Genomic DNA, 20,505 nt, shown 5'->3' on the forward strand with positions numbered 1-20,505 from the left:
GATGGCGAGCTTCGATATCAAGGCGGGCTGGCGGGCTCTTCTGGCCATGCTCGCGCTCGCAGCTCCTGCCCTGCTCTCGCCTGTTCCCGCCCTCGCCCAAGCGAACGAGCCGGGCTGCCGGCCGGAGATGGCAAGCTACCGCCTGCCGATCCAGCGCGCCAACCTCGGCAAGGACGAGGTGAGGCTCACCTTCGTCGGCCACGCCACCTTCCTTATCGAGACGCCCGGCGGGGTGAAGGTCGCGACCGACTACAACGACTATGTCCGCCCGCCGGTGACGCCGGATATCGCCACGATGAACAAGGCGCATTCGACGCATTATTCGCGCGCGCCAGATCCCGCCATCAAGCAGGTGCTCCCGGGCTGGGACGCGTCGGGCCGGGGCGCCGCCCGTCACGACGTCACGATGGGGGACATGCGCGTGCGCAATGTCCCAACCAATATCCGCAGCTATGGCGGCGACACAGACTATGACGGCAACTCGATGTTCGTCTTCGAGATCGGCGAGCTCTGCATCGCCCATCTCGGCCATCTCCATCATCCGCTCGAACCCGGCCATTTGCGCGCGCTCGGCCGCGTCGACATCGTGCTCTTTCCGGTCGACGGCAGCTATACGCTCGACCAGGAAGGCATGCTGGAGGTGCTGAAATCCCTCCAGGCCAGGGTGATGATCCCCATGCACTTCTTCGGCGGCGGCACCCTCAACCGCTTCCTCGGCCGCTCGCAGGACCTCTGGCCGGTCGTGCGGCGCGAGCGGCCGGAGATCGTATTGTCGAAGGCGACGCTCCCGGCCAAGCCGACGATCATCGTCCTGCCGGGGCATTGAACGCGTCGGCGCTCAGGTGTTCACCCCGCCATCGATCGCGATTCCCGCGCCGGTGATGAAGCGCCCCTCCTCGCTCGCGAGATAGGCGATCAGGCCGGCGATATCCTCGGCCTTGCCATAGCGTGGGATCGCCATCTTGGCGCGCTGCTGCTCGGCATGGTCGCCATCGGCCGGGTTCATGTCGGTGTCGGTCGAGCCCGGATGGACGATGTTGACGGTGATGCCGCGCGAGCCGAGATCGCGGGCGAGGCCCTTGGTGAAGCCGATCAGCGCCGCCTTGCTCATCGCATAGAGCGCGATGCCTGGATCCGTCACGCGCTCGGCCAGACAGGAGCCGGTGGTGATGATCCGCCCGCCCTCTGGCAGATGCCTGGCGGCCGCCTGCGAAGCGAGGATCACCGCCCGGACGTTGACCGCGATCACTTTGTCGATCTCGTCGAGGCTCCAGCTCCCGACCTCGCCATCGTGCCAGATGCCGGCGTTGTTCACGAGGATGTCGAGCCCGCCGAGCTCGGCCGCTGCCTCGTCGACCGCCGCTGTCAGCGCTGCCGCATCGGCGCTGTCGGCTTGCAGCACCACGACCTTGCGGCCGAGCGCCCGGATCTGGCCCGCGACCGCCTCGGCCTTGTCGCGGGCGCGCTCATAGGTCAGCGCCACATCCGCTCCGTCCTGCGCCAGCCGAAGCGCCGTCGCCGCGCCGATGCCGCGGCTGCCGCCGGTTACGAGGGCCTTCTTGCCTGCCAGTTTCACGATGAGTCACCATATATGTAGTGATTGATACATATATCGATGACTCGCTTGCCTCGGAGCGTCAAGCGATTTATTTATCGCTCACTACAGAAAGGTGACGACCATGGCCGAAAGAGGCCGCCCGCGCGCCTTCGACCGGGCAGAAGCTCTGCAGAAGGCCATGCTGCTGTTCTGGGAGAAGGGTTTCCAGGGCGCCGCGATGAGCGAGCTCACCGCGGCGATGGGCATCAACGCCCCAAGTCTCTACGCCTGCTTCGGCAGCAAGGAGGGCCTCTATCGCGAGGCGATGGCGCTCTACGAGTCAGGCGATGGCGCCGAGCTCGCTGCCGCGATCGCCGCCGCGCCCACGGTGCGCGATGCGATCGAGATCTATCTGATGCGCTCGGCCGCCCTGTTCAGCCGCCCGGGCAAGCCGGCGGGCTGCATGATCGTGCTCTCCGTCGTCCATGCCGCCGGCACGAGCGAAGAAGCTGGCCGCGCTTTGCGCGACGCCCGCACCGAGATGCAGGGCGTGCTGGAAGCGCGCCTGCGTGGCGCGCTCGCCAGCGGCGAACTCTCGGCGGGCGATCCGGCCGCCATCGCCGCCTTCTACTGCACGGTGCAGCAGGGCATGTCGATCCGCGCTCGCGACGGCGCCAGCCGCGCAGAGCTCGAGGCGGTGGCGCAGGGCGCCATGGCGGCGTGGGATGGCTTGACCAGTTCGCGGCCCTGAGCGCCGCTCAGGCCGCATCCGGCATGACTCCGACCTGCATCGCCCGCCAGCGCCCGGGAGATTGGCCATAGGCCTTGCGGAAATGCCGGGTCATATGGCTCTGGTCGGAAAAGCCGCTTGCGGCTGCCGCCTCGGCCAAGGCCTCGCCCTGCCGGATCAGCAGTCTTGCCCGCTCCAGCCGGCGCATCACCAGATAATGGTGCGGGCTGGTTCCGTAGCGGCGGCGGAACTGCCGCGCCAGCGCATAGCGATCGAGCCCGGTGACCGCCTCCAGCATGGTTGAATCGATCGTCTCGTCGCGGCTCTCGCTCAGGAAATCGCGGGCACGTTCGCAGGCCTGCATCGCCGGCGTATCCGCCGCGGTGAGCGAACAGGACGGGTCGAGCTTTAACAACGCCTCGGCCAGTGCCCCGACCGCCGCATCGCGCTCCAGCGGCTCCAGCCCATGCTCGACATCGCCGAGCAGGCCGACCAGCGCCCGCATCAGGCTGCCGTCGCGGCAGACGGCATTGCCGATGAACGGCATCGCGCTGGCGCGCCCGGCGAGCGCCGCCATGATCAGCCCGGGCTCGACATAAGCCATGCGGTAGCGAAAGCCGCTCGCGATCCCGGCCCGGCCGTTATGCAGCTCGTCCGGGTGCAGCACGATCAGGTCGCCCGGCGTCGAATCCCGCTGCGCGCCGCGATAGTCGAAGCTCTGCACCCCGCTGACCGTATAGCCGATCGCATAGGTGTCGTGCCGGTGCGTGTCATAGGCATGGCCAGTGAAGAAGGCCTCGATCCGTTCGATTCCTTCGCCGTCCGGCGCGGTGCGGATCCAGTCGCCCGGCGAGGCGAGCGCGCACGAACGTTCAAGACCGGCCCGCTCGCCACGCTCTATCGCTGTCGTCATGCGCTTCGACACCAAGATTGCCATCATCGTCCATGACGAGCTCGCCGCCTGGCAGAAGCTCAATGTCACCGCCTTCCTCGCCGGCGGGCTGGTCGCCGCCGCGCCGGAGCTCGGCGGCCAAGCTTACCGCGACGGCTCCGGCAAGGTCTACGGCCCGCTGGTGCGCCAGCCGATCCTGATCTTCGCCGCGAGCTCGGCCGACCTCACCCGCGTGCTGCAGCGGGCCGGCGAAGCGGGCCTGACGCCTTCGCTCTATACGCGGGAGCTGTTCGCGACCGGCCATGACGAAGCCAATCGCGCCGCGGTCGAGGCAGTGGCGACCGATGCGCTCGACCTCGTCGGCCTCGCGCTGCATGGCGAGCGCAAGGCCGTCGACAAGGCGATCAAGGGGTTGAAGCTGCACCTGTAGAACCCAACACCGTCATTGCGAGCGCAGCGAAGCAATCCAAGGGCGGCAGAGCGCTACGTCCCCTGAATTGCTTCGTCGCTACGCTCCTCGCAATGACGGGAGGCACGCCGCTTCACCCCGTCCGCGCCACCCTTCCCTCCAGCGGATAAGCCGGATCGCTGTAGCCCGGCGTGGAGGGATGACCGGCTGGCACGAGGCTGTCGACCAGCGCCTCGTCCTCGGCGGTAAAATCGGCCGAGAGCGCCGAGAGATAGCCCTGCCATTGCTCCATGGTGCGCGGGCCGGCCACGGCCGCGGTCAAGAGCTTGTTGTTCAGCACCCAGCGGACTGCGAACTGCACCGGCGTCAGGCCGCGCGCCGCGGCATGGTCGCGGATGGTGCGGGCGATGACGAGCGATTCCTCCCGCCATTCGGTCTGCATGATGCGCTTGTCGGCGCGGCCGGCGCGGGTGCCTTCCGGCGGAGCCTGGCCGGGCTCGTATTTCGCCGTCAGCACGCCCCGCGCCAGCGGCGAATAGCTGGCGACGCCGAGCCCGTAATAGCCGCAGGCCGGCAGGTGCTCGACCTCGGGCATGCGGTTCATCGCGTTGTAATAGGGCTGGCTGACCACCGGCCGGTCGATGCCGAGCTCGTCGCAGAGCCGGCAGATCTCGGCGACGCGCCAGCCGCGATAATTCGAGACACCGAAATAGCGGATCTTGCCGGCCCGCACGAGGTCGCCGATTGCCCGGATCGTCTCGGCGAGCGGCGTTCCATGGTCTTCCTTGTGCAGATAGTAGATGTCGATGAAATCGGTGCCGAGCCGCTTCAGGCTGGCGTCGCAGGCTTCGAGCAGCCATTTGCGCGAGAGCCCGCGCTGGTTCGGGCCCTCGCCCATCGCATTCGCCGCCTTGGTCGCCAGCACCCAGTCCTGGCGGTTGCCGGCGATGGCGCGGCCGGTGATCTCCTCCGAGCGCCCCTCGGCGTAGACATCGGCGGTATCGATGAAGTTGATGCCGGCGGCGGCGGCATTGTCGATGATCGCCCGCGCATCGGCTTCGTCCGTCTGCGCCCCGAACATCATCGTGCCCAGGCAGAGCGGCGAGACCTTGAGGCCGGAGCGGCCGAGCGCGCGATAATCCATGACGATCTCTCCAGAACGGGTGGGCAACCTGCCGCAGAGCTGGCGCCCGCACCAGCGCAGCTGACGCAACGCTGCCCGGCGCAAGAGAATCCTTAACATTTCGTGCCAGGCTGCCCGAATGGCAGCCATTCCGCCCGATCCAGCGCAACTCGCCACGCTCATCAAGAGCCAGAATCTCGCGACCCTGCTCGCGACGATGAGCGGCAATGGCGGCCTCGCCGCCGGCAAGACGGTCGAGGCCAAGCTCGTCGCGCACGACGACGGCGGCAACGCCACCGCCCTGGTCAACGGCGTCAAGGTCGCACTCGTGCTCGCCGGCCCCGAGGCCAGGCAGGCGGCGCTGCAGCCGGGCGCCGCCCTGATGCTCAAGCTCGCCGCCCCCGCCGAGCCGGGAGCGCCATTGCAGGCGACGCTGGTCGGTATCCGCCCGGCGCCGGCCAACAGCCCGAACGCTCCGACGCCGACTGATCAGCAGGGGGCCGGCACCGCGCCACCAACTCCGCAGCAGACCCAGGCGCCCACTTCGGCGAGCGCCGCGCCTGCGACCGCGCAGACATCGACCGCCGCCATCCCCTTGCAGACCGGTCGTACGCCACCCACCACAACAACCGCCGCAATCGCTTCTCAGACCGCTGCCTCGCCGCGCGCGATCGCCGGCCCCCTGCTCGGCGCGGCACTCGGGCGGCAGGACAGCCTCGCCCCGCTCTTCGCCAATCTCGGCAGCCTGGCGCAAGGTTCGGTCGCGCTGACCTTGCCGAAGCCATTGATGACGCTGGTCGACCAGATCCTCGCCCAGCGCCTGCCGGCGGCCGAAGCCCGCCCCGTCACGGCGGAAGCGCTGAAGGCAGCCGTCGTCCGCTCGGGCGTCTTCTTCGAAGCGCGGCAGGCCGCAGGAGAGGCGCCAACGCCTCAGAGCGATCTCAAGGCGGCGTTGCAGAGCCTGCGCGACCTGCTCAAGCCAGCCGTCGAAGGCGCACCAGCAGCGAAACTGTTACTGCCCGGCGAAACCGCCAACGAAGCGGCGCCCCAGCCCGGGCGCCCAGCCACCCGGAATACACAAGAGCAGGACGCCGCCGCTGCGACACCATCCAAGGCTCGCCCCGCCCCGCCTCGCGACGGCCTGCTGACGCCGCAGCCGGCTCAAGAGCCGAGCCTGACCAGCGCAGCCCGGCCCGCGACCATCGCCCAGACCCTGTTCGGCCAGGCCGAAGCGGCGCTCGACCGTATCGCGCTCGCCCAATACGCCTCGCTGCCGCAGGAGGCCACGCGGCTCGACCAGCCACCGCCGGCGCGCTGGCTGACCGAGATCCCGCTCGCTTTGCCCAATGGCACCGCCGTGTTGCCCCTGGAGATCGAGCGCGACCCGCCGCAATCCGGCTCGGCGACGCCCGACGCACCGCTCTGGCGCGTGCGCTTCGCAATCGATGTCGAACCTCTCGGCGCACTGCAGGGCGTGGTCACACTGCAGGGCCGCGCCATCGGCGTCTCCTTCTGGGCCGAGCGCGAGGATACCAGCCGCCTGCTGCGCCAGGCGACGCCCGATCTCGAAACCTCGTTGCTCAGGTCGCGCTTCGACAGCGCCGAGTTCGAGGTCTTCACCGGCCACCCGCAGCAGGCAAAAGCAGCGGCCGGCCAGTTCCTGGACCGCCGCTCATGAGCCCGTCGCAGCCGCTGCCGCTCGCCGTCGCGCTCGAATATGACGGCCAGGGCGCGCCGCGCGTCACCGCCAAGGGCCATGGCGTCGTCGCCGAAAAGATCATCGAGACCGCCCGCGAGCACGACATCGCCATCGAGCAGAATGCCGCTTTGGCGCAGGCGCTCTCGACCGTCGAGCTCGAAGACAGCATCCCCGAGGAGCTCTATCTCGCCACCGCGCAGGTGATCGCCTTCGTCCTCGGCCTGCGCCGCCGCGGTGGCCCATCGCGTCCATGACCGCTCCGATCGCGGTCCGCCGCCTGCCGGCCGGGATCTATGGCGCCGGTTACGCCGAAGCATTCGCCGATCTCTGCCGGCGCGCCGAGGCGCCCAATCTGCATATGGCTCCGGCAGCCGTCGCCGCGGCGCTGAGCTTCGGGATCAGTGCCAATGATGTCGTCGTCCTCGCAGCCCAGGAAGAAGGCGATGATCGCCTGCTCGGGCTCTGGGCGCTGCGCCGGACGCGGAACCTCAACAGCGGTTTCGCGCCGGTCCTCGCAGCGCCGCTGGTGTCGCTCTACGAAGTGTCTTCCGCCCCGGTGCTCGATCGCGAGCATGCGCGTGACGCCGCCGCGGCCCTGATCCTGGCCATCGTCGAGGCGCCGGACCTGCCGAAGGTCCTGAAGCTGCCTCTATTACCCATGGCGGGCAGCGTCTTCACCGCATTCGAAGCGGCGCTGGTTGCGACGAGCAGCAGCATCGCGACCTTCGAGCGCTGGCAGCGGCCCATGCTGATTCCCGAGGCCGGCGACGACGCGGAGCGCTATCTGCGCCGCGCCCTCGGCCAGGGCTACAAGAAGCGGATGCAGCAACATCGCCAGCTGGAGAAGGCCGGCACGCTCAGCTATCAACGCCATCGTGGCGCCGACGCCATCGCCGCGCTGGAAGATTTTCTCGCGCTCGAGGCGGCCGGCTGGAAAGGCCGTGGCGGCACCGCCCTCGCCAGTCTCGCTGATGACGGTGCCTATATCCGTAAGATCGTCGGGAACTTCGCCGCCACAGACGCCATCCGCGTCGACCTGCTCCGTCTGGACGGCCGGCCCATCGCCGGCGGCCTGCTGCTCGACTTCCCCGGCCAGTCGCATTTCCTCAAGATCGCCTATGACGAGGGCCACGCCCGCCTCTCCCCCGGGCGGGCACTCGCCATCGAAATGCTCCGTGCCGATTTCGCCGCCGGCCGCCCCTTCCGCCTCGACAGCGGCGCCGGCGACAAGGTCGATCCGTCGGCCTATCCCTGGGGTGAGCGGCAGGAGATGGCAAATGCGATCGTCGCGCTCGCCGACAGCTCCACTGCTCTGCCCCGGCTCGCCGCAGCGGCACGCATGCGGCTGAGAGGCTGGCGCGACCGCAGCCCGCGTTGACCGGGGCCGCAAGCTGCTCGATAGACGGTGGACGAAACGCCGCGTCTGGCGCGAGGAGGATCATGCGCGTTCTGGTGACGGGGGCTGCCGGCTTCATCGGCAACGAGACAGCCCGGGTTCTGCTCGAACGCGGCGACGAAGTCGTCGGCACCGACAATCTCAATGACTATTACGATCCTGCCCTGAAACAGGCGAGGCTCGCCCGCCTAGACGGCCACAACCGCTTCAGCTTCGAAAAGCTCGATCTCGCCGATCGCGACGGCATGGCCAGGCTCTTTGCCGACGGGCGTTTCGAGCGCGTCGTCCATCTCGGTGCCCAGGCCGGCGTGCGCTTCTCGATCGAAAACCCGCAGGCCTATCTCGATTCCAACCTGACCGGCTTCGGCCATGTCCTCGAGGGCTGCCGCCGCAACGGCGTCGAGCACCTGGTCTACGCCTCGTCCAGCTCGGTCTACGGCGCCAACACCCGTACGCCCTTCCGCGTCGAGGACAATGTCGACCACCCGGTCAGCCTCTATGCCGCGACCAAGAAGGCGAACGAGGGCATGGCCCATTCGTACAGTCATCTCTATGGGCTGCCGACCACGGGCCTGCGCTTCTTTACCGTCTACGGCCCGTGGGGCCGGCCCGACATGGCGCCGATGATCTTCACCCGGAAGATCCTGGCCGGCGAGCCGATCGAGGTCTTCAACGAGGGCAGGCACGAGCGCGATTTCACCTATGTCGACGACATTGTGGAGGGCGTTGTCCGCGTGCTCGACCAGGTCGCCCAGCCCGACCCGGCCTGGTCGAGCGACGAGCCCGGTCCGGCCACCTCCTCGGCACCCTGGCGGCTCTACAATATCGGCAACTCCGATCCGGTGCCGCTGATGGAGTTCATCGCCACGATCGAACAGGCGCTCGGCAGGAAGGCGGTGATGGAGATGAAGCCGCGCCAGCCCGGCGACGTGCTGCGCACCGCCGCCGACGTCTCGGCGCTGGAGGCGGCGGTCGGCTTCCGTCCGCACACGCCGCTCGCCGAGGGCATCGGGCGCATGGTGCACTGGTATCGCGATTTCTACCGGGTTTGAGGAGAGCCATGGCTACTGCGAAGATCGGCATCGTCACCGTCTCCGACCGCGCTTCGGCCGGCGTCTATGCCGACGAGGGCGGCCCGGCCATCCTCGACTATTTCAGCAAGGCATTGGCCAGCCCCTGGCAGGCGGTGACGCGTGTCATCCCCGACGAGCGCGCCGGCATCGCGCAGACGCTGATCGAGCTCGCCGACAAGGAGGGCTGCTGCCTGATCGTCACGACGGGCGGCACCGGCCCGGCCCCGCGCGACGTCACGCCGGAGGCGACAGAGGACGTGATCGACAAGCTGATGCCGGGCTTCGGCGAATTGATGCGCCAGGTCAGCCTCGCCAAGGTGCCGACTGCGATCCTCTCGCGCCAGCTCGCCGGCATTCGCGGCAAGTCGCTGATCGTCAACCTGCCCGGCCGCCCGCGCGCCATCGGCGAATGCCTGGACGCGGTGATGCCGGCGATCCCCTATTGCATCGACCTGATCGAGGGCCCCTATCTCGAAACCGATCCGGCGGTGATCGTCGCGTTCCGGCCCGGGCAGAAGCCGAAAGGGTGAACGATACCTCGACCGATACCACCCGCCTCTCCCTATGAGCGTTTATCGGATGGTAGCTTCGCTGCTGTAGGACTAGACGGACCAGTTCCCGCCGGAAGTTCGATATGACTGCAAAGATCGTTCCCCTTGTCATGGCCGGCGGCTCCGGCACTCGGCTGTGGCCGCTGTCGCGCGACACCATGCCGAAGCAGTTCATCGCGCTGCTGGATGACGGCCTTTCGACCTTCCAGGCGACGCTGCAGCGCCTCGTCGATCCGGCCTTCGGCGCGCCGATCGTCATCACCAACAATGATTTCCGCTTCATCGTCGCCGAGCAGATGCTGGCGCTCGGCATCAAGGGCGAGATCGTGCTGGAGCCCGAGCGGCGCGATTCCGCCGCCGCCATCGCGGTCGGCACCGTCATGGCCGGCAAACGCGACCCCGAGGCGGTCTGCGTCGCGCTCGCCTCCGACCATGTCGTGAGCGATGCCGAGGCCTTCCGCGAGGATTGCAAGCGCGCCGCACGCCTGGCCGCAACCGGCCTGATCATGACGCTCGGCATCAAGCCGACGCATCCCTCGACGGCCTATGGCTATCTCGCCCCCGGCGAGGCCCTGCCCGAGCCCGGTGCCAATCGCCTCTCCCGCTTCGTCGAGAAGCCGCAGCGCGACATCGCCGAAAAATACGTCGCCGAAGGCTATCTCTGGAACAGCGGCAACTTCCTGTTCTCGGCCAAGACCATGCGCGATGAGCTCTCGCGCCACGCCCCAGCCGTGCTTTCGGCGGCCGAGGCGGCGGTCAACAAGGCGAGCCGCGACCTCGACTTCCTGCGGCTTGATCCCGAGAGCTTCGGCAAAGCCGTCAAGATTTCGATCGACTATGCCGTGATGGAGCGCACTGCCCATGCCGGGATGCTAGCCGCCTCCTTCGACTGGTCGGATGTCGGCTCCTGGGATTCGATTCATGCCATCAAGCCGCAGGATGGCGACGGCAACGTGCTGGAGGGGCCGGCGGTCGCACTCGACACCCGCCGCTCGCTGATCCGCAGCGAAGACGTGCTGACCACCGTGGTCGGGCTCGACGACGTCGTCGTGGTCTCGACCCGCGATGCCGTGCTGGTCGCCTCGATGGCGGCGGCCGGCAAGGTCAAGACGCTGGTCGAGCAGATGAAGGCGGATGGGCGCCCCGAAGCGAGCGAGCATCTGCGCATCTACCGGCCCTGGGGCTGGTATCAGCGCATCGACATCGGCGCCCGCTTCCAGGTCAAGCACATCCACGTCAAGGAGGGCGGCCAGCTCAGCCTGCAGAAGCATTTCCACCGCGCCGAACACTGGATCGTAGTCCGCGGCACCGCCGAGGTGACGCTCGACGACACCGTCCGCTTCGTCCACGAGAACGAGTCGGTCTACCTGCCGATCGGCTGCACGCACCGGCTGAAGAATCCGGGCAAGATCGGGCTTGAGCTGATCGAGGTCCAGGTCGGCAGCTATACCGGCGAAGATGACATCGTCCGCATCGAGGACATCTACGCGCGCAGTTGAGGCGCCGCCTTTCCTTCTCCTCTTGCGGGAGAAGAAGCGCTGGATGAGGGGTCGCGTAGCCGTTCGGCGTCATGGTCGGGCTTGTCCCGACCATCCACGTCTTCCCTTCTCTGATCCAATGCAGTGTTCAAGACGTGGATGCTCGCCACAAGGGCGAGCATGACGGAGACGTCGCGAGCTCCCTCTCTTGCAGGTTCGAGAGGGAATGGCGCGGAGCCGTCCCCTGCCCCTCAGTCCTTCGCCAACTCCTGCCCGATCGCGCGGATCAGCTCCGGCGAGAGCGGGTCCATCCGCGAGCTGAAACTGCCGGCGAGGCTGCCGTCGCGGCCGATCAGGTATTTGTGGAAGTTCCAGCTCGGCAGTTCGCCGGGGCGCTGATTGGCGGCCCAGCGATAGAACGGATGTGCATCCGGGCCGCGCACCACGTTCTTCTGGGTGATCGGATAGTTCGCGCCATGGCTCTGGCGGACCGCTTCGGCGATCGCCGCGCCGTCGAGCGGCTCCTGCCCGCCGAAATCATTGCTCGGCACCGCGATCAGGACGAGGCCGCGCTCGCGATAGCGTTCCCAGAGCTGCTCCAGCCCGGCGAATTGCCCGGCCAGCCCACACTGCGTCGCCGTGTTGACGATCAGGACCGGCTTGCCGCGATAGGCCGAGAGCGGGATGCGCCCGCCTTCCGCCCGGTCGAAGCTGAAGGCGTAGGCGTTGCCGTCTCCCTGCGCGGCAGGCGCAGGCGCGGCCGGCACGAGCGCAAGCAAGGCGAGAATCTGGCGGCGATCGAAACGCATGGGCAAGCTCCGCGATGTTGCGAGGCTACGGCTGGCGGAGCCTACTCGCAAAGTAAGATATCCGCGAGCGAAAACGAAAAACGCCCCGGCGGGAGGCCGGGGCGTCGACAATTGACTCAGGCTGCCGGCCGCTCAGCAGGCCAGCACCTTCTTCACGCGCACCTCGAGATCGCGCAGCTCATACGGCTTCACGACATAATGGTCGGCGCCGTTGCTGGTCGCCTCGTCCATCTTGTCGACCGAGCGCTCCGACGTCGCCATGATGATCTTGATCTGGTTGAGCTCCGGCACCGAGCGGATGGCGCGCAGCAGGTCGATTCCGCTCATCCCGTCCATGTTCCAGTCGAGCAGCAGCAGATCATAGCGCTTGGTCTGCATCTTCATCAGGGCCTCGCGGGCGTTCTCCGCCTCGTCGATATCCTGGAACTCGATCTGCTTGAGGAAATAGGTGGCAAGGCCACGCATGCTCTTCTGGTCGTCGACCACGAGGATGCGGTAGTCGCTTCTCGCCTTTGACATGGCACTCTCCTTGGCATCGGACCGAAAAATGGATTCCATTCTTCGGACGAATCCGATGCGATAACGATGTGATAGATCGTCGTGACCGCGTCCGTTCGGACGCGCGACGATCTATGCGGTACGCTGCTGCGGGCGCTCGCCCAGCAGTCCCGCGATGGCGCCTCCGATCTGGTCGAGCGGTACGACCCGTTCGGCGGCGCCCAACTCGAACGCGGCTTTCGGCATCCCGTTTACCACACAGGTCTCGCCACTTTGGATTAACGTCGCCGCGCCGGCTTTGCGCATGGCTAACAAACCGTCAGCGCCGTCGCGGCCCATGCCGGTGAGCAGCGCGCCGATCGCATGGCTGCCGAGCGCGCGGGCGACCGAATGGAACATCACGTCGACCGAGGGGCAATGACCGCTCACCAGCGGCGCTTCCTTGAGATGGCAGATCAGCTCGCCCCGGCGCTCCTCGATCTCCAGATGCTTTGTGCCGCCCGGCGCGACGACCCCCATGCCCGGCCGCAGGCGATCGCCATCTGCCGCCTCGCGCACGTCGAGCCCGGTCGCAGCCGAAAGCCGCGCCGCGAACTTGGCCGTGTAGCCCGCCGGCATATGCTGGACCACGACGATCGGCAGGCGCAGATGCGCCGCGTCGCGCATCACAGTCTGCACCGCCGGCACGCCGCCGGTCGAGGCGCCGATCGCGATCAGCGAGACCTTGCCATGGTTGGCGGGCACATGCACGGCCGCTGGTCGTGCCGGCGCGCTCTGCGGCCGCTGCTGCGTGACCATCTCCTTGGCAGCAGCCATCAGGCGCCGGCTGGCCGAGGCGCGCTGCAGCGCCGCGGCGACATGCTTCATGAAGCCTTCGAGCGTATGCGTCGCCCCGTCCGGCTTCTCGATGAAGTCGATCGCACCGAGCTCCAGCGCCTGGATGGTGTTGTCGGCGCCCGGCCCGCCGAAGGCCGAGACGATCAGCACCGGCAGCGGGTCCTGCTTCAGCACACGGGCCAGCAGCTTGAGGCCGTGCCGGCCGGGCAGTTCGAGATCGAGCGTCAGGATGTCGGGCCGCAGATCCTGGATCGCGTCCCAGCCCTCCTCGGCGCTGCCGGCGACGCCGATCACCTGGAAGCCGGGCGTCGAGTTGATGATCTGCGTCATCAACTTCTGCATCAGCACGGAATCGTCGACCACGAGGACTTTGACCGGGCCGCCTGAGGTGAGCACGCTCATCACCAGATCTCCACTTCACCAGCCACCGGCTGGGTCTTGAGGCGGTTGAGATAAGCCATTTCCTGTTCGCGCTCGGGATCGCGCGCGGCCTGCTGGACGTGCTGGACCCAGGCGCGCCCGGTGGCGGGCTGGTAGTGGATGCGGCGCGAACGGGTGCCGCCGACATCCCTGGATACCACCGGAATGCCTTCGCGGGCGAGGAACTCGTTGACGAAGATGATGTTGCCCTCGCCGATCGCCAGCATGGTCGCGCCGGAGAGCACGCGCGCACCGCCGAAGACCTTGGCCTCGAGCTGGCCGCGCCTGGCGCCGCGCTTGAGCAGCCCGTTGATCAGCACTTCCATGGCCGTGTCGCCATAGCGCTCGCCGGCGCTGGCGTCGGTGCCGCCATTGTTCTTCGGCAGCAGGAAATGGTTGAGCCCGCCGACGCCGATCTGCGCGTCGCGCATACAGACCGAGACGCAGGAGCCGAGCACGGTGGCGACGATCTCGTCCTGGGCCGAGGTGATCTCGTGCTCGCCCGGCGCGACCGTGATGATGGTCGCTTCGAAGCGCGGGTCGAAATAGCGCCGTGAGGATCGGGCAAGGCTCATTGGACGAGTCTCATGGCGTGCGCTCGTAGATGGTGCGGCCGATCAGCCTGAGCTGGGGATGCGGCTGCGGCAGGGATTCGGAATGGCCGAGATAGAGGAAGCCGCCCGGCTGCAGCAGGGCGACATAGCGGTCGAGGATCGCGGCCTTGGTCGGCGTATCGAAGTAGATGAAGACATTGCGGCAGAAGATCACGTCGAACGGCCCCTTCATCGGCCAGCGCTCGATCAGGTTGAGCCGCTTGAAGGCGATCAGCCGCTTCAGGTCCTCGGCGATGCGGGCTTCGCCGCGGGAATTCTGGCCTTCCAGCCTGAGCAGCGGGCGCAGGTCCGCCGGCAGCCGGTCGAACTGCTCGGCGGGGTATTGACCTGCCGCGGCCCGGTCGAGGATGTCGGTGTCGATGTCGGTCGCCAGGATCTTGAAGTCGAGATCGCTGCGATGGCCGATCACGTCGCGCGAGATCGCGGCGGCGCTGTAGGGCTCCTCGCCCGAGGAGCAGGCCGCCGACCAGATCCGGATGCGCCCGCGCCGCCCTGCCCGCTCCTGGATCAGGCGCGGCAGCACGTCCTTGCGCAGATGGTCGAAATGGTGGCGCTCGCGAAAGAAGGCGGTGTGGTTGGTGGTGACCGCGTTGATCAGCTCGGGGATCTCGTCGCTCGCCGCCGCCGTGCGCAGATAGGCGCAGTACTCCGCGATCGAGTTGAGGCCGAGCACCTTGACGCGCCGCGCCAGCCGGCCGCGCGCCATCGCCTCCTTGTGCTCGCGGATGACGATGCCGGCGTGCTCGTAGACCAGCTTGGCCACGAGGGCCATGTCGTCGCGGCTGAGCGCGGTATCCGACTGGACGGATTGCGGGGCAAGCATGCTCTGACCTTGGTGACGCGACTTAGGATTCGACCCACTCGTCCATCCGGCCGCCACCGGCGACGCGGCGGCGCGGAGTGGCAGGGCGGGCTTCGGTGGAATGATAATGGTCCTTGCGGGTCGGCCCACGGCGCAGCTCGCTCGGGGCCGGGGCCGGCAGCGATCGGGCATGAGCCATCGGCCGCTCGAAGCGGAAGACGTCGGCGAGCTCGCGCAGCGCCTGTGTCTGCTCGGCGAGGCTCGCCGCCGCGCCGGCGCTCTGCTCGGCCAGCGCAGCGTTCTGCTGGGTCGCCTCGTCCATCGCCGCGACGGAGCGGCTCATCGCGGCGATGTCGCCGGCCTGGCCGGCGCTCGCCTGCGAGATCTCCGACACCGTCGCCGAAACCTGCTCGACCGCCGTGACGATCTTGCCGAGCGTCTCGCCGGTCCGGCGCACCAGGCGCACGCCTTCGGCGACCTGCGCATTGGAGTTGGCGATCACGCCCTTGATGTCCTTGGCAGCCGTGGCCGAGCGCTGCGCCAAAGTACGCACTTCGGATGCGACGACCGCGAAGCCCTTCCCGGCCTCACCGGCGCGGGCAGCCTCGACGGCGGCGTTCAGCGCCAGAAGGTTGGTCTGGAAGGCGATGCCGTCGATCACGGTGACGATCTCGGCAATCCGCGCCGAGGATTGCTCCATCTGCCCGATCGCCGCGATCGTCTCGGCGACGACCTGCTGGCCGCTGCCGGCCACCGCCATCGCCTCGCCGGCGAGCTCGGTCGCGGCGCGCGAGCGCCCGGCGCTCTGCGTGATCGAGGCCGCGAGCTGGCCGGTGGTCTCGGCCGTCTCTTCCAGCCCGGCTGCCGACTGTTCGGTCCGCCCGGCCAGATCGACCGCCCCCGCCTTGATCTCGACCGCTGTCGCCGCGACATGGGCCGCCGCCAGCTGGATACCGGAGACGGTCTGCGTCAGCCGCGCCAAGGTCTGGTTGAGCCCGGCTTTCAGTTCGCCGAGCCGCCCGTCATAGGCGCCGTCGATGCGGCCCGTCAGGTCCCCTTCGCTGAGGCCGGCCAGCACGGCGGCGAACTCGTCGGTAGCGGCCTCGACGATCGCGTTGATCTCGTTGACGCCCGTGGCGATGCGCTGCAGCGCCTCGGGCTTGCCGGCGAGCGGAACGCGCCGGGAGAAATCGCCCTCCGCCGCGGCGGCGACGACGGCCGCGACCTCGTCGGCGGCCCGCAACTCCTCGGTCAGCTCGCGCCACTCGATCGTCGAGCCCAGCCTCTGGCCATCGGGCTGCGTCGTGACGGTCAGCGTCAGCCCAACCATGCGCCGGCCCAGCGCGACGCGCATCGCGCGCGCTTCGGGAACGCCTTGGGGGCCGGCGAACAGCTCCAGCACCTTGCCGAGCATGTCCTTGGCCGAAACGCCCGGGAAGGCGGCGCGGAAATCCTCCTGCGCCTCGCTGAAGAACTTGAGCAGCGACTTGTTGACGTAGACGATCCGCCCGTTCGCATCGCAGACCATGATCGCGGTGCGGCAGCCGTCGAGCGCCGCCCGGATCCGCCCGGCCTCGACCGAGCTTTCCTGGACCTGGCGCAGAGCCCGCGAGAGCTGGCCGATCTCGTCGCGGCGGGCGAGCTCCGGCGCGGCGCCTGGCATGCCTTCCGACAGCTTCTCCATGCCTTCGCGCATCGCCATCATCGGCCGCGCCAGCGAACGGGCAGCGAGCCAGCCGAGACCGGCGGCAAGGGCGACACCGGCGACGCCGAACGGCAAGGCCGTGCTTGCGAAACCAGACAGGGCCGCCTCGACCTGCTGGCTGGACAGGCCAAGGGCGCCAAGCCGGGCAGCCGCACTCTGCTGAACCGCGAATGCGACGAGCCCGCCCGAAACGGCGGCGCCACCGGCGAACAGCGCCGGCAGCTTGACCGAGAGTTTCGAGAAGGCGCCCAGCTGAGCCATCGGTTCTTTCTTGTCTCTCAGGCGGTCCTGGCCATCAGTCGGCAGTCCGGCTGGGCGCTGCCGGGAGCCATCTGCGGCTCAGGCGACGCGCAGTTGCTTGTCCTGATTGTCGCCGCCGTCGCGGATCACCGCGGCGAGGTCGAGCAGGGCGACGATCTCGGTGTCGAGCAGCACGAGGCCTTCGATCAGCCCGTGCTCGTCGCGCTCCAGATCCGGCGCCGGACGGACCGCGCTGACCGGCACGTCGACGATGTCCGAGACCGAGTCGACCAGCAGGCCGGCGGTCTTGTCCTCGACATCGACGACGACGATCACATGGGTCGCAGTGGCTTCGGTGGAGCCGAGGCCGATCGCGGTGCGCAGATCGTAGACCGCGAGGATCACGCCGCGCAGGTTGAGGACACCGCGCACATGCGGGGCCGCATGCGGCAGCGGCGTCGTCGCCTGCCAGCCCTTGATCTCGCGGACCATGCCGACATCGATGCCGAAGGTGCGGTCGCCGACCCGGAAGGTGACGATCCGGCGCGCAGCCGACTCAGGCTGCGCCGAGGTGAAGTGCTTTTCGCTGAGCTGCAGGGACATGGTTCATCCAGCCAGTTTGAGTTCGGGAACGGGTTGGCGGACACCCGATGCGGCCAGGCGCAACATCGAGTCGACATCGAGAATGAGCGCGACGAGGCCATCGCCCAGAATGGTCGCGGCGGAGGCGCCGTTGACGGTGCCGTAATTCGACTCCAGACTCTTCACCACGACCTGCTGCTGCCCGACGATCTCGTCGACCGCGATGCCGACATTGCCGCCGCGCTCGGTCTCCGCGATGATGATGATGTTCTCGTCGCGCGTGCCGGCCGAGCCCATCACGGCCCCGAGCCGGTGGAGCGGCGTGATCTCGCCGCGCCAGCGCAGCACTTCCTGGCCGAAGGTCAGGTGCTCGATCGGCGTGTTGGCGAGGTGCTGCGTCTCGATCACGCTGGCGATCGGGATAACGTATCGGTCGTCGCCGCAGCGGATCACCATGCCTTCGAGCACGGCGAGCGTCAGCGGCAAAGCGAGCGTGAATTTGCAGCCGCGGCCGGGCTCGGAATCGACGCTGATGCGCCCACCGAGCGATTCGACATTGCGGCGCACCACGTCCATGCCGACGCCGCGGCCGGAGATGTCGCTGACGGCGTCCGCCGTCGACAGGCCGGCGGCGAAGATCAGCTGGTCGATCTCTTCCGGCGCAAGCTTCTCGTCGGCGCCGACGAGGCCGCGCGACTTCGCCTTGGCCAGCAGCCGGTCGCGACCGATGCCACGCCCGTCATCGGTGACCGAGATGACGATGCGGCCGGCGCGGTGCTCGGCGATCAGCTTGATCGTGCCTTCCGGGTTCTTGCCGGCGGCGATGCGCTCTTCCGGCGTCTCGACGCCGTGATCCATCGAGTTGCGGATCATGTGGGTGAGCGGATCGGCCAGTTCCTCGATGATCGTCTTGTCGACCTCGGTGTTCTCGCCTTCGAGGACGAGCTTCACTTCCTTGCCGAGCGTCTGGGCGAGCTCCCGCACCAGGCGCGGCATGCGCTGGAACACCGCCTTCACCGGCTGGGCGCGCACCGCCATGACATGGTCCTGCAGTTCGCGTGTCTGGCGCGAGAGCGTCAGGATGCCTTCGGCGGTCTTGGCATAGACGTCATAGGGCAGCGAGCGTACGCATTCGACCAGCATGGACTGGGTGATGACGATCTCGCCGACGAGGTTCATCAGCCGGTCGATGCGATCGAGATCGACGCGCACGCTGACCGCCTGGCGCTGGCGCGCAGCGGCCTCGTTGGAGACGGGCCGCGCAGCCGCACGTGCTGCCGCCGGAGCGGTTGCGATTGCAGGTGCAGCAGCGACCGGAGCCGCCGCGGGCGCAGCGGCGGGCTGGATATCGGGCTGCGGCGCGGCGTCGGCTGCCGGCCCGAGCCGGGCAAGGATGGCCGACAGGTCGGCGGCGACGTTTTGCGGCACCTCCGACGCGGCGGGTGCCGCCTCGGCAACAGGCTCCGGCCCGGCTTCGGCTTCCGCCAGGACCTCGACCTCGAACTCCTCGTTGGCGAGGGTGAAATCGAACTTGGAGACGATCTCGTCGGCGCTGAGCTCGGTGCGCATCATCACCGTGAAGCGCATATGGCAGTCGGTGACGTCGAGCGTCTCGAGCGGCGGCACATGGCTGAGGTCGCAGGCGACCGAGACGATCTCGTCGGCCGGCAGGATGCCGATCGCGACCCGCGGTTCGATCACCCGGCGGAACAGGTCGGCTTCCGGCGTGATCTTGATGCGAACGTCGTGGCCGGGCCTGCGAACCGGCGCAGCGGCGACGGGCTCGTCATCGTCCCAGCCGTCATTGGCCGCGGCTGGCGCTGCGGCGGCGGGTGCGCCCATCTTGGCGTCGACCATGGCGAGCAGGTTACCGAGCGCCGCGATCCCCGGCGGTCCATCGGAGGCCGGGGCCGCGGGAGCAGCCGGAGGCGCGGCGGGAGCAGCGGGCGCTGCCGCCTTGGCCTGTCCGACCTGTTCGAGCGCAGCGAGAAGATCGGGGCGAACCGGCGCAACCTCGTCGTTGCGCGCAGCGGCGACCAGATCCGCGACGGCATCCGAGCAGCGCAGGAACAGGGTGAAGGGCGCATCCGCCAGCGCGACGCGGCCCGAGCGGAGATGATCGAGCGCCGCCTCGAAGACATGGGCGAAGCCGACGAGCTCGGTGCAGCCGAATGCGCCGGCACCACCCTTGATCGAGTGGATGGCGCGGAAGGCCGCGTTGACGTCCTCGGAATCGGTCGAGCCCTCGTCGAGCGCCTGGAGTTTCTGCTCCAGTGCGCCGAGGAGTTCCTCGCACTCCTGGAAGAAGGTCTGCTTGAGTTCCGCCAGGGGATCCATGGACCGCCTCAGTTCTGGTAGCGCGCGACGAGGCCGAGCAGGGTGTTTGGCTCGAACGGCTTGACCATCCAGGCGCTGGCGCCGGCCCGGCGGCCTTCCGCCTTGATCTCGGCGCCGTTCTCGGTGGTCAGCACGATGATCGGGGTGTTCTGGCCGGCCGGGCGCGCGCGGCAGGCGCGCGTGAACTCGATGCCGTCCATCACCGGCATGTTGAGATCGGTGATGACGAGGTCGGGCCTGAACTGGTCGAAGCGGGCCAGGCCCTCTTCGCCGTTCTCCGCCTCCGCCACCTCGTGGCCGGCATTGCGCAGCGTCATGCTGAGCAGGCTGAGCAGGGTCTTGGTATCGTCGATCGCGAGGATCTTCATCGCAGGATCACTCCAGAACGAGAGCGCTTTGCGCCGGGTCGAACCCGATCGCTTGAAAAGACTGTCGGCACTCGTCCGAGGCCGCCTTGAGCGTGACGCTGAGGCCGCGCGCCTTGGCGCTGGTTGCAGCCGAATGCAGGAGCTGGATCCACACGCTCGGGAACGGCCCGGCCTCGGCGCATTCGACCGCGATGCTCTCCTTCTGTTCCAGCGCGACGAGGAGCTGGTTACGGAAAGCAGCAGCCTCTGATCGGCCGAGGAAAGGCGGAAGGGAGACGGTAATGACCACGGCGGCGCGCCCTGTGTTTATTGACTGGGAAGCATCTCCGGGATTGGTAAAAATTTCGCTAACCGCCCCGGCTCGCGGCAAGGATTGTGACCGTTCCGCGGCAGCTTCGTTCAATC

22 protein-coding genes are annotated in these 20,505 nt (G+C 68.2%); 9 read left to right on the forward strand and 13 right to left on the reverse strand.

The genetic code is table 11. From position 1 onward, the window contains the following. Window position 1: 1 nt before the first annotated feature. On the forward strand, window positions 2-826 hold the full coding sequence (locus tag CXY91_RS23785) for an MBL fold metallo-hydrolase (RefSeq protein WP_100963941.1): 825 nt from the start codon (window positions 2-4) through the stop codon (window positions 824-826). A gap of 12 nt (window positions 827-838) precedes the next feature. Here the strand turns inward: CXY91_RS23785 and CXY91_RS23790 are convergent, their stop codons facing one another. Continuing rightward, on the reverse strand, window positions 839-1,579 hold the full coding sequence (locus tag CXY91_RS23790; RefSeq protein ID WP_100963943.1) for an SDR family NAD(P)-dependent oxidoreductase: 741 nt from the start codon (window positions 1,577-1,579) through the stop codon (window positions 839-841). A gap of 100 nt (window positions 1,580-1,679) precedes the next feature. Here CXY91_RS23790 and CXY91_RS23795 point away from each other — a divergent pair, with 100 nt between their 5' ends. Next, window positions 1,680-2,288, forward strand: coding sequence for a TetR/AcrR family transcriptional regulator (locus tag CXY91_RS23795; RefSeq protein ID WP_100963945.1), 609 nt, complete (start codon window positions 1,680-1,682; stop codon window positions 2,286-2,288). 7 nt (window positions 2,289-2,295) lie between these two features. On the opposite strand, the gene CXY91_RS23800 is transcribed toward CXY91_RS23795, so the two are convergent. Continuing rightward, the gene (locus tag CXY91_RS23800) at window positions 2,296-3,180 is read right to left on the reverse strand and encodes an AraC family transcriptional regulator (RefSeq protein ID WP_100963947.1); all 885 of its coding nucleotides are present in this window, start codon (window positions 3,178-3,180) and stop codon (window positions 2,296-2,298) included. Here CXY91_RS23800 and CXY91_RS23805 point away from each other — a divergent pair. Beyond that, window positions 3,179-3,589 (forward strand): DUF2000 family protein, encoded by a 411-nt coding sequence (locus CXY91_RS23805; RefSeq protein WP_100963949.1) that lies wholly within the window; start codon window positions 3,179-3,181, stop codon window positions 3,587-3,589. The two genes, CXY91_RS23800 and CXY91_RS23805, sit on opposite strands and share 2 nt — an antisense overlap. Window positions 3,590-3,701: 112 nt before the next feature. Here CXY91_RS23805 and CXY91_RS23810 read toward each other — a convergent pair whose 3' ends face one another. Further along, entirely contained in the window at window positions 3,702-4,712 is a 1,011-nt protein-coding gene (locus CXY91_RS23810) for an aldo/keto reductase (RefSeq protein ID WP_100963951.1), read from the reverse strand. A 118-nt stretch (window positions 4,713-4,830) separates the two neighbouring features. Between CXY91_RS23810 and fliK the strand changes: the two genes are divergently transcribed. The 6 genes from fliK to CXY91_RS23840 all read left to right on the forward strand — a co-directional run bounded on the left by fliK (window position 4,831) and on the right by CXY91_RS23840 (window position 10,909). Beyond that, window positions 4,831-6,369 carry a flagellar hook-length control protein FliK gene (gene fliK, locus CXY91_RS23815; protein ID WP_100963953.1) on the forward strand — a complete coding sequence of 513 codons (1,539 nt, stop codon included), beginning with the start codon at window positions 4,831-4,833 and terminating at the stop codon, window positions 6,367-6,369. Beyond that, window positions 6,366-6,644 (forward strand): EscU/YscU/HrcU family type III secretion system export apparatus switch protein, encoded by a 279-nt coding sequence (locus tag CXY91_RS23820; protein ID WP_100963955.1) that lies wholly within the window; start codon window positions 6,366-6,368, stop codon window positions 6,642-6,644. The genes fliK and CXY91_RS23820 overlap by 4 nt, the downstream gene beginning before the upstream one ends. Continuing rightward, complete coding sequence (locus CXY91_RS23825) at window positions 6,641-7,768, forward strand: GNAT family N-acetyltransferase (protein ID WP_100963957.1); 1,128 nt, start codon at window positions 6,641-6,643, stop codon at window positions 7,766-7,768. The genes CXY91_RS23820 and CXY91_RS23825 overlap by 4 nt, the downstream gene beginning before the upstream one ends. Before the next feature lie 62 nt (window positions 7,769-7,830). Further along, window positions 7,831-8,838: an NAD-dependent epimerase gene (locus CXY91_RS23830; protein WP_100963958.1), complete on the forward strand. Its 1,008-nt coding sequence runs from the start codon at window positions 7,831-7,833 to the stop codon at window positions 8,836-8,838. A gap of 8 nt (window positions 8,839-8,846) precedes the next feature. Then, the gene (gene mog, locus CXY91_RS23835; protein WP_100963960.1) at window positions 8,847-9,389 is read left to right on the forward strand and encodes a molybdopterin adenylyltransferase; all 543 of its coding nucleotides are present in this window, start codon (window positions 8,847-8,849) and stop codon (window positions 9,387-9,389) included. Between the two features lie 104 nt (window positions 9,390-9,493). Next, window positions 9,494-10,909 (forward strand): mannose-1-phosphate guanylyltransferase/mannose-6-phosphate isomerase, encoded by a 1,416-nt coding sequence (locus CXY91_RS23840; RefSeq protein ID WP_100963962.1) that lies wholly within the window; start codon window positions 9,494-9,496, stop codon window positions 10,907-10,909. 230 nt (window positions 10,910-11,139) lie between these two features. Here CXY91_RS23840 and CXY91_RS23845 read toward each other — a convergent pair whose 3' ends face one another. From CXY91_RS23845 to CXY91_RS30370, 10 genes are all read right to left on the reverse strand, one after another. Next, window positions 11,140-11,697: a glutathione peroxidase gene (locus tag CXY91_RS23845; protein ID WP_100963964.1), complete on the reverse strand. Its 558-nt coding sequence runs from the start codon at window positions 11,695-11,697 to the stop codon at window positions 11,140-11,142. Window positions 11,698-11,829: 132 nt separating this feature from the next. Continuing rightward, entirely contained in the window at window positions 11,830-12,216 is a 387-nt protein-coding gene (locus tag CXY91_RS23850; RefSeq protein ID WP_057190857.1) for a response regulator, read from the reverse strand. A gap of 111 nt (window positions 12,217-12,327) precedes the next feature. Further along, complete coding sequence (gene cheB / locus CXY91_RS23855) at window positions 12,328-13,434, reverse strand: chemotaxis-specific protein-glutamate methyltransferase CheB (RefSeq protein WP_100963968.1); 1,107 nt, start codon at window positions 13,432-13,434, stop codon at window positions 12,328-12,330. Continuing rightward, complete coding sequence (locus CXY91_RS23860; protein ID WP_100963970.1) at window positions 13,434-14,027, reverse strand: chemotaxis protein CheD; 594 nt, start codon at window positions 14,025-14,027, stop codon at window positions 13,434-13,436. Before CXY91_RS23860 ends, cheB begins: the two co-directional genes overlap by 1 nt. A gap of 10 nt (window positions 14,028-14,037) precedes the next feature. Next, window positions 14,038-14,889 (reverse strand): CheR family methyltransferase, encoded by an 852-nt coding sequence (locus CXY91_RS23865; RefSeq protein ID WP_244543976.1) that lies wholly within the window; start codon window positions 14,887-14,889, stop codon window positions 14,038-14,040. A gap of 22 nt (window positions 14,890-14,911) precedes the next feature. Continuing rightward, window positions 14,912-16,834 carry a methyl-accepting chemotaxis protein gene (locus CXY91_RS23870; RefSeq protein ID WP_100963972.1) on the reverse strand — a complete coding sequence of 641 codons (1,923 nt, stop codon included), beginning with the start codon at window positions 16,832-16,834 and terminating at the stop codon, window positions 14,912-14,914. Between the two features lie 78 nt (window positions 16,835-16,912). After that, window positions 16,913-17,416, reverse strand: a complete 504-nt coding sequence (locus CXY91_RS23875; RefSeq protein WP_057190852.1) for a chemotaxis protein CheW — start codon at window positions 17,414-17,416, stop codon at window positions 16,913-16,915. Between the two features lie 3 nt (window positions 17,417-17,419). Then, window positions 17,420-19,732: a chemotaxis protein CheA gene (locus CXY91_RS23880; protein WP_100963974.1), complete on the reverse strand. Its 2,313-nt coding sequence runs from the start codon at window positions 19,730-19,732 to the stop codon at window positions 17,420-17,422. Between the two features lie 8 nt (window positions 19,733-19,740). Next, window positions 19,741-20,100, reverse strand: coding sequence for a response regulator (locus CXY91_RS23885; RefSeq protein WP_091840270.1), 360 nt, complete (start codon window positions 20,098-20,100; stop codon window positions 19,741-19,743). Between the two features lie 7 nt (window positions 20,101-20,107). Next, window positions 20,108-20,503 (reverse strand): STAS domain-containing protein, encoded by a 396-nt coding sequence (locus tag CXY91_RS30370; RefSeq protein WP_199777548.1) that lies wholly within the window; start codon window positions 20,501-20,503, stop codon window positions 20,108-20,110. Window positions 20,504-20,505 lie beyond the last annotated feature (2 nt).

The sequence above is a fragment of the Allobosea sp. FBZP-16 genome (assembly GCF_002831785.1).
In the GTDB taxonomy this organism is placed as follows: Bacteria; Pseudomonadota; Alphaproteobacteria; order Rhizobiales; family Beijerinckiaceae; genus Allobosea; species Allobosea lupini.

Coding starts and splice junctions, on each gene's coding strand:
- CXY91_RS23785 (WP_100963941.1), top strand. CDS start 2: ATGGCGAGCTTCGATATCAAGGCGGGCTGGCGGGCTCTTCTGGCCATG.
- CXY91_RS23795 (WP_100963945.1), top strand. CDS start 1,680: ATGGCCGAAAGAGGCCGCCCGCGCGCCTTCGACCGGGCAGAAGCTCTG.
- CXY91_RS23805 (WP_100963949.1), top strand. CDS start 3,179: ATGCGCTTCGACACCAAGATTGCCATCATCGTCCATGACGAGCTCGCC.
- CXY91_RS23800 (WP_100963947.1), bottom strand. CDS start 3,180: ATGACGACAGCGATAGAGCGTGGCGAGCGGGCCGGTCTTGAACGTTCG.
- CXY91_RS23810 (WP_100963951.1), bottom strand. CDS start 4,712: ATGGATTATCGCGCGCTCGGCCGCTCCGGCCTCAAGGTCTCGCCGCTC.
- fliK (WP_100963953.1), top strand. CDS start 4,831: ATGGCAGCCATTCCGCCCGATCCAGCGCAACTCGCCACGCTCATCAAG.
- CXY91_RS23820 (WP_100963955.1), top strand. CDS start 6,366: ATGAGCCCGTCGCAGCCGCTGCCGCTCGCCGTCGCGCTCGAATATGAC.
- CXY91_RS23825 (WP_100963957.1), top strand. CDS start 6,641: ATGACCGCTCCGATCGCGGTCCGCCGCCTGCCGGCCGGGATCTATGGC.
- CXY91_RS23830 (WP_100963958.1), top strand. CDS start 7,831: ATGCGCGTTCTGGTGACGGGGGCTGCCGGCTTCATCGGCAACGAGACA.
- mog (WP_100963960.1), top strand. CDS start 8,847: ATGGCTACTGCGAAGATCGGCATCGTCACCGTCTCCGACCGCGCTTCG.
- CXY91_RS23840 (WP_100963962.1), top strand. CDS start 9,494: ATGACTGCAAAGATCGTTCCCCTTGTCATGGCCGGCGGCTCCGGCACT.
- CXY91_RS23845 (WP_100963964.1), bottom strand. CDS start 11,697: ATGCGTTTCGATCGCCGCCAGATTCTCGCCTTGCTTGCGCTCGTGCCG.
- CXY91_RS23850 (WP_057190857.1), bottom strand. CDS start 12,216: ATGTCAAAGGCGAGAAGCGACTACCGCATCCTCGTGGTCGACGACCAG.
- cheB (WP_100963968.1), bottom strand. CDS start 13,434: ATGAGCGTGCTCACCTCAGGCGGCCCGGTCAAAGTCCTCGTGGTCGAC.
- CXY91_RS23860 (WP_100963970.1), bottom strand. CDS start 14,027: ATGAGCCTTGCCCGATCCTCACGGCGCTATTTCGACCCGCGCTTCGAA.
- CXY91_RS23865 (WP_244543976.1), bottom strand. CDS start 14,889: ATGCTTGCCCCGCAATCCGTCCAGTCGGATACCGCGCTCAGCCGCGAC.
- CXY91_RS23870 (WP_100963972.1), bottom strand. CDS start 16,834: ATGGCTCAGCTGGGCGCCTTCTCGAAACTCTCGGTCAAGCTGCCGGCG.
- CXY91_RS23875 (WP_057190852.1), bottom strand. CDS start 17,416: ATGTCCCTGCAGCTCAGCGAAAAGCACTTCACCTCGGCGCAGCCTGAG.
- CXY91_RS23880 (WP_100963974.1), bottom strand. CDS start 19,732: ATGGATCCCCTGGCGGAACTCAAGCAGACCTTCTTCCAGGAGTGCGAG.
- CXY91_RS23885 (WP_091840270.1), bottom strand. CDS start 20,100: ATGAAGATCCTCGCGATCGACGATACCAAGACCCTGCTCAGCCTGCTC.